6 protein-coding genes, 1 tRNA gene and 1 pseudogene are annotated in these 6,647 nt (G+C 40.5%); 3 read left to right on the top strand and 5 right to left on the bottom strand.

The window, feature by feature from the left end:
* Nucleotides 1–104: 104 nt before the first annotated feature.
* From lptB to FTT85_RS04250, 5 genes are read right to left on the bottom strand one after another with little or no spacing between them, the layout of a single operon-like run.
* Entirely contained in the window at nt 105–848 is a 744-nt protein-coding gene (gene lptB / locus FTT85_RS04230) for an LPS export ABC transporter ATP-binding protein (protein WP_078188759.1), read from the bottom strand.
* Nucleotides 848–1,414: a lipopolysaccharide transport periplasmic protein LptA gene (gene lptA, locus FTT85_RS04235; RefSeq protein ID WP_180059071.1), complete on the bottom strand. Its 567-nt coding sequence runs from the start codon at nt 1,412–1,414 to the stop codon at nt 848–850. The genes lptB and lptA overlap by 1 nt, the downstream gene beginning before the upstream one ends.
* Nucleotides 1,404–1,946 (bottom strand): LPS export ABC transporter periplasmic protein LptC, encoded by a 543-nt coding sequence (gene lptC, locus FTT85_RS04240; RefSeq protein ID WP_180182961.1) that lies wholly within the window; start codon nt 1,944–1,946, stop codon nt 1,404–1,406. The genes lptA and lptC overlap by 11 nt, the downstream gene beginning before the upstream one ends.
* Nucleotides 1,947–1,981: 35 nt before the next feature.
* Nucleotides 1,982–2,521 carry an HAD family hydrolase gene (locus FTT85_RS04245; protein WP_078188762.1) on the bottom strand — a complete coding sequence of 180 codons (540 nt, stop codon included), beginning with the start codon at nt 2,519–2,521 and terminating at the stop codon, nt 1,982–1,984.
* A gap of 4 nt (nt 2,522–2,525) precedes the next feature.
* The gene (locus tag FTT85_RS04250) at nt 2,526–3,503 is read right to left on the bottom strand and encodes an SIS domain-containing protein (protein WP_168377848.1); all 978 of its coding nucleotides are present in this window, start codon (nt 3,501–3,503) and stop codon (nt 2,526–2,528) included.
* Between the two features lie 356 nt (nt 3,504–3,859).
* Here FTT85_RS04250 and cysS point away from each other — a divergent pair, with 356 nt between their 5' ends.
* From cysS to FTT85_RS04265, 3 genes and pseudogenes are all read left to right on the top strand, one after another.
* Nucleotides 3,860–5,281 (top strand): cysteine--tRNA ligase, encoded by a 1,422-nt coding sequence (gene cysS / locus FTT85_RS04255; protein ID WP_180182962.1) that lies wholly within the window; start codon nt 3,860–3,862, stop codon nt 5,279–5,281.
* Between the two features lie 62 nt (nt 5,282–5,343).
* A tRNA-Gly gene (locus FTT85_RS04260) sits at nt 5,344–5,419 on the top strand.
* Between the two features lie 586 nt (nt 5,420–6,005).
* Nucleotides 6,006–6,518, top strand: a pseudogene (locus FTT85_RS04265) (TonB-dependent receptor plug domain-containing protein); the annotation flags it as partial.
* Nucleotides 6,519–6,647: the final 129 nt, after the last annotated feature.

The following is a 6,647-nucleotide window of genomic DNA, read 5'->3' on the forward strand; positions in this document are numbered from 1 at the left end:
TAATTTTTTAGATTAATCGCTCAGTTTTTGTCATTTCAGACAATAACATAAACCCGCTGAATGAAACTAGCGCCATTCAACGGGAAATTTCTTATTTTATTCAATTAAACAGTAAAATCATCACCAAGATAAACTTTACGTACCGTTTCATCTGCAAGGACTTCTTCTGGAGTACCTTCTGCAATCACTGAACCTTCGCTCACGATATAAGCATGCTCACAAATCGCAAGGGTTTCACGCACATTATGGTCGGTAATTAATACACCAATACCACGATCTTTCAATGTTCGGATAATGTCTTTAATATCACCCACTGAAATAGGATCGACCCCTGCAAAAGGTTCATCGAGCAACATAAATTTAGGGTCTGCAGCTAAAGCACGTGCGATTTCCGCACGACGACGCTCACCACCCGACACACTCATACCAAGAGAATCTTTAATATGAGTGATTTTAAAGTCAGCAAGCAATTCCGTTAAACGTTGCTGACGTTGTTGCTTATTTAGATCTTTACGGGTTTCTAAAATCGACATGATATTTTCTGAAATGGTTAATTTTCTAAAAATAGATGCTTCTTGAGGTAGATAACCAATACCTTTACGAGCGCGCTCATGCATTGCTAAGTCAGACAAATCAAGATCATCTAAATGAATCTCACCTTTATCCATACGCACTAGACCAACGACCATATAGAAACTTGTGGTTTTACCTGCACCATTTGGACCAAGTAAACCCACAATTTGACCACTTTGCATGCTAAAGGATACATCCTTTACCACCCAACGCTTACTGTAGTTTTTGGCTAAATGTTTAATACATAAAGTTTGAACTTGCGAGGTTTGCTCCATTAATCACGTGCTCCTGGGAAGGACTTAGTGCTTGATGGTGGGATCACGATTTGTACACGACCTGAAGAAGATCCAGATTTATTTGGTGTACCTTCAGCAACGATATCGCCTTTATTCATACTGTATTTCAGGCTATTACCCCGAATACTTGCACCATCTTGTTGCAACAAAGCACCACCCGTCATGGTGATAATACCTGTTTCAGCATTGTAGACAATCTTCTGTGCTTGGCCTTTTGCATAGCCTTTGGCAGGGTCAGTTTTTTGTTGGAAATGTGCTGGCCCACCCGTTGCTGTAATCGTACTGATCTCTTTTTTGCTGTTTAAATTCGCAACGATTGAGTTTGCCTGAAGCTTCATCGAACCCTGTTCAATGATGACATTACCGGTATACGTCGTAATCCCAGTTTTTTCATTAAATGTTGCACGATCGGCAACCAATGAAATCGGTTGATTACGATCTGAAGGCAAAGCAAAAGCTGCAACCGAACATATCGCCAGTGAACCGAGTAGCACTGTACGTTTTAGGAAAGTTTTTGCAGTTTTTCGATTAAAATTATGGTTCATACTTTCCTCGAATATTAAAAAATTCGTATTGACCGTCGTTTAAATTTGCTTTTAAACCTTGGCTGACAAATTCGGCTTGTGGTGAAATCACCGTTACAGTCTTGTCCGTTTCTATTTCACGCTTTTTTGGAAAAGCAGTGAGTTCCTCAGTACGAAACTCCATTTGCCCTTCACGCATCAATTTCGTTGCAACCACATTGTCACTCAGTACGACTTTTTGGTTATCATCCATACCATTGGCTTGTTTGGCAAAGAACGTGGCATCGACAGCACCATCCTGATAGGTCGATGCTTTCAGATTCACCAAATGAGAAGTTTGCTTTTGCAAATCCTGCTCAAGTCGATCGACTTGCGCACGAATATGCAATTTTCCCTGCTCATCAGTCTGCGTCAGGTTAATGTTTTCAGCTGAGTAAGTCATACTTTTCGAAGAGTCCGCCTGAAGCTTATTACCCTTTCCACCGAAATAGTAAAAACTACCGCTTACAGCAGCAATGACCACAGCTGTCACGTATAAAACTTTAGTATCCATAAGCGGAGATTCAATCCAATGACTGCATCAATTTATTAATAAGGTGCACTTGCATATTTTTCAAGTAGTTCCTGGTATACACCTTTAGACACTAAAAGCATATCGCAAATTTCACGAACAGCACCACGTCCACCCATCGCCTGCGTAACAAGATCTGCACGGCGACGTACTTCTAAATGTCCATTCGGCACGGTCACTTTCATCCCTGCAATAGCAAAGGCTGAAAGATCGGGCCAGTCATCACCCATATATAAGCAATCTGAAGGATCAATACCGAACTGTGCGCAGGCTTCTGTCAAAGCAACGCCTTTGTCTTCACGACCTTGAAAAACCAAGTCCACACCTAAGTCAGACATGCGTTTTTCAACAATATTACTTTTACGGCCAGTAATAATGATGACTTTGATACCCGCTTTTTGCACCAACTTCATGCCTAAGCCATCTCGAATATCAAAGGATTTGATTTCATCGCCGCTATTGGTCAACGTTACAAATCCATCACTTAAAATTCCATCTACATCCAGTACCAGTGCTTCAATGTGACGCGCTTGTTCTAGCAATACATACGATGCCATTTTCTTAATTTACCCCAGCCTGAATCAGATCATGCATGCTGATAATCCCAATCACTTTATTGGCATCATCAACAACTACAAATTGTGTAATTTTCTTTTCGTTCATACGTTCTAAAGCATGTACCGCGCGTTCTTCTTGTGAAATCGTCAAAGGATTTTTAATCATCACTTCTGAGACTTTCATATTCACATCAAAGCCTTGCTGTTTATCAATCAAACGACGTAAGTCACCGTCGGTAAAGATACCCAATAAGGTATCGTTTTCATCGACAATCGTGGTGAGACCCAAACGTTTATTTGAAATTTCATACAGAACTTTATTCATTGGTGTCTCTGGCGACACTTTTGGTAAGTCTTCACCTGTATGCATAAGATGTTTTACATGCAATAACAAACGTTTACCCAACGCTCCAGCAGGATGAGAACGTGCGAAATCATCTGAAGTAAAGCCACGTGCATCCAATAATGCAACTGCAAGTGCATCACCTAAGGCTAATGTTGCAGTGGTACTTGAGGTCGGCGCTAGACCCAAAGGGCAAGCTTCTTGAATATTACCCAAGGTCAATGCGACATCGGCATTTTGTGGCATGGGACCTTTATTGTCGCCACTCATGGTAATTAAAGGAATGCCCAAATGTTTAATCAACGGCATGAGCATCATAATTTCATCACTCTTACCTGAGTTTGAAATTGCAATGAGCACATCACCTTTAACCAACATGCCCAAATCACCATGCCCAGCTTCACCCGGATGCATGAAGAAAGATGGTGTACCTGTCGAAGCAAAAGTAGCAGCCATTTTACGACCGATATGACCCGATTTGCCCATACCAGTAATCACTAAACGCCCTTTGCACTGTAAAATGATTTCGCAGGCTTGGCTAAAACGATCATCTATTTGCGTCGCTAATACTTGTAAAGCATGCTCTTCAATACGCAAAGTTTCTAATGCGACTTTCTGAAAATCGACTTGATTCGGCATATTTGGTGGATTCAAAGTTGTTATACCTTAAGCCGTGAGAGGTGCGCTCTCACTTTCAAAATAAAAAATTTTCACAATTTTATCATATCTATGCAAATAGCACGTTTCCAAATGTATAAGAATTCATGAATTATGCAGAAAAGATGCATTTCTTCTTTTTTATCTTAGGAACAGATAAATTGAATTAAACTCTCAAATGAAATTCAGCCCGAATCAAATGAGCCTTCAACTTCTTTTTCCAGCAGTACAATTACATCAAGCATTAAAAAATATCTGCTTTTTTGGGTTTTAACTTTATGAAAAAAAATGCTTAGGTTAAGATGAGCCATCTTTTGGTAGAAACAATTTGAAGACCTATGCAACCTTTTGTTCTATATAACTCAGAGCAACGTAAAAAAGTAGAATTCGTACCTCGCAAAGAAGGACATATCGACATGTATGTCTGTGGAATGACTGTGTATGACTACTGTCATATTGGTCATGCTCGAGTTATGGTTGCATTCGACTACATTATCCGTTTCCTGCGCAGTCAGGGCTGGAACGTTAAATACGTTCGCAACATTACCGATATTGACGACAAAATCATTGCCCGTGCCAATGAAAATGGCGAAAGCATTACTGCTTTAACCGATCGCTTTATCAAGGCCATGAACGAAGATGCTGCCAATTTAGGTTGTGCAGCACCTGATGAAGCACCATGTGCAACAGACTATATCGATCAAATGCAGAATATGATTGGTAACTTAGTCAACAAAGGTACAGCATATCCATCTGCAAATGGCGATGTTTATTTTGAAGTTGAAAAGTTTGCCAAATATGGTCGTCTTTCGGGTCGTAAACTTGACGATATGCAGGCTGGTGCTTCTGAACGCGTTGATGTAGAAGTAGAAAAGAAACATCCTTTTGACTTCGTGCTTTGGAAACATGCCAAAGAAAATGAACCTTCTTGGGCTTCACCATGGGGTAATGGTCGTCCGGGTTGGCATATTGAATGTTCAGCGATGTCGACCTGCTGCTTAGGTAACCATTTTGATATTCATGGTGGCGGTTCAGACTTAACTTTCCCGCATCATGAAAATGAAATTGCGCAATCTGAGGCATCTACTGGCGAACAGTATGTTAATTACTGGATGCACGTCGGCTTTATTAATGTCGATGGCGAAAAAATGTCGAAGTCTTTAGGTAACTTCTTCACTATTCGTGATGTGATGGATAAATTCCACCCTGAAGTGATTCGCTTCTTTATTGTGTCATCACATTACCGTAGCCCAGTAAACTTCTCTGACACTGCTTTAAAAGAAGCGAAAAATACCCTTTCCCGTTTCTATCATTCATTTAAAGCTTATCAGCAAGTCTATGGTGAAAAAACCGTAGAAACTTTGGATGATGCTTTAGTTGAGCGCTTTAATGCCGCTATGCGTGATGATTTCAACACCGCAGAAGCAATTGCGGTATTGTTTGAAGTCAACAAAGAATTGAACCGTGCCGTAAAAGATGAAAATGCTGAACAAGCGGCTGTGTATTATTCAACATTGCGTCACTTGACCAATATTTTAGGTTTGGTGCAACACAATGTGGATGATTTCCTGAAATCTGATATCGGTCAGGAAGCATTAGGCTTATCAGAAGAACAGATTGAAGATTTAATTCAACAACGTAAAGATGCGAAAAAAGCCAAAGAATTTGCCAAAGCAGATGACATTCGTCAATCTTTGTTAGATCAAGGGATTGTTCTTGAAGATACTCGTCAAGGCACTATTTGGCGCCGTGCTGATTAATTAAGCAAACAGAAGCATAGAGAGTTGACAGTTGTGTGAAATTCTCTATAATTCACCTCATTGCGGGAATAGCTCAGTTGGTAGAGCATAACCTTGCCAAGGTTGGGGTCGGGAGTTCGAGTCTCCTTTCCCGCTCCAGAATACGAAAAACCCTCATCGAAAGATGAGGGTTTTTTTATGTCTAAATCTTTCTTCAATGGCTTATTTTTAGATTTATTTACTCATGTTATGCACATAAAAGTAATTTCGCATTTAGGGATTGAATAAAGAGATTAGCTTTCGGCTGGAAGCACTCTTACGAAACGTTGTTTCTCACTCGGGAAAATGAGATGCGAAGCTTCGCAAGGAAACCATCTTGCGGCGCAATGCACCTCACAGACAAAACTCGCTCACTACCGTCAAATTATTCAAAGTATTAAAAAAACATTTTGATTAGAAGTCGTCCTGTCTCAAACAATTGCGGATGACATTACCGCGTATTTTTTTATTTGATGCAAAGCTCACTTCTAAAGTAACTGTGTCACCTCAGTTAATTATTATATTGTAGCGACGTTAATAGGCCTTAATTTCTTCCCAACGATTAAGGCTTTCCTTATTGCAATATGACCTTTCGCCTACCTGTTAAAAAATAATCTAACGAAATGTTCATCTCGCCAATTTTCCTCAATTTTTCTCCATAATTTTCCGTTATTCTTTGCCAAAATTACATTTGGACAACCAAATAATGCACGGCGCGCACACCACACTCAAACTGACCAGCTTAAGTTACGCATTAATTACGATCTCAACATCAATTTGGGCCGCAGATACTGTTCAAAATCCCCAAGAATCTGCAGCAGTTCAGCAAATGGAAACTTTAACATTTGAAGTTCCAACAGCAAGCACTAAGCCCAAAGACCCAGATATCAGTGCTGTCGCAAAAACCATTATAAGCCGTGATGAAATGTTGAAATTTGGCGATCAGTCAATCAATGATGCGCTGCGCCGTGCTGCAGGGTTTCAACTACCCGGTGCTGGCGTTGGTCCACGTGGTGGTGCAGGTGCTGGCGGCATGCGCTTTCGTGGTGGTGGCGCACCCGTGTTCTTAATCAATGGTGAACCTGTACAAGGTGGTCCTCGTGGTGGCATGTCAGTTGTTGATAGCATTACACCGGAAATGATCGAACGCCTTGAAATCACCAAACAACCGAGCGTCGCTCAAGGCTCGGTTGCTTCATCTGCTGTCATTAATATTATTTTCTCTGTACACGACAAATTTCACAGAACCCTTATCCTATCAGGATTCTGCTTTCTTAAAATTGCCAAAATTTCCTTAAACTCTTCTTTTTTCCCAAAACCAATTAAACGCTGAATCGCCATTTGAACA

Origin of the sequence: Acinetobacter sp. YH01020 (assembly GCF_013420275.1) — a bacterium.
Classification (GTDB): domain Bacteria; phylum Pseudomonadota; class Gammaproteobacteria; order Pseudomonadales; family Moraxellaceae; genus Acinetobacter; species Acinetobacter amyesii.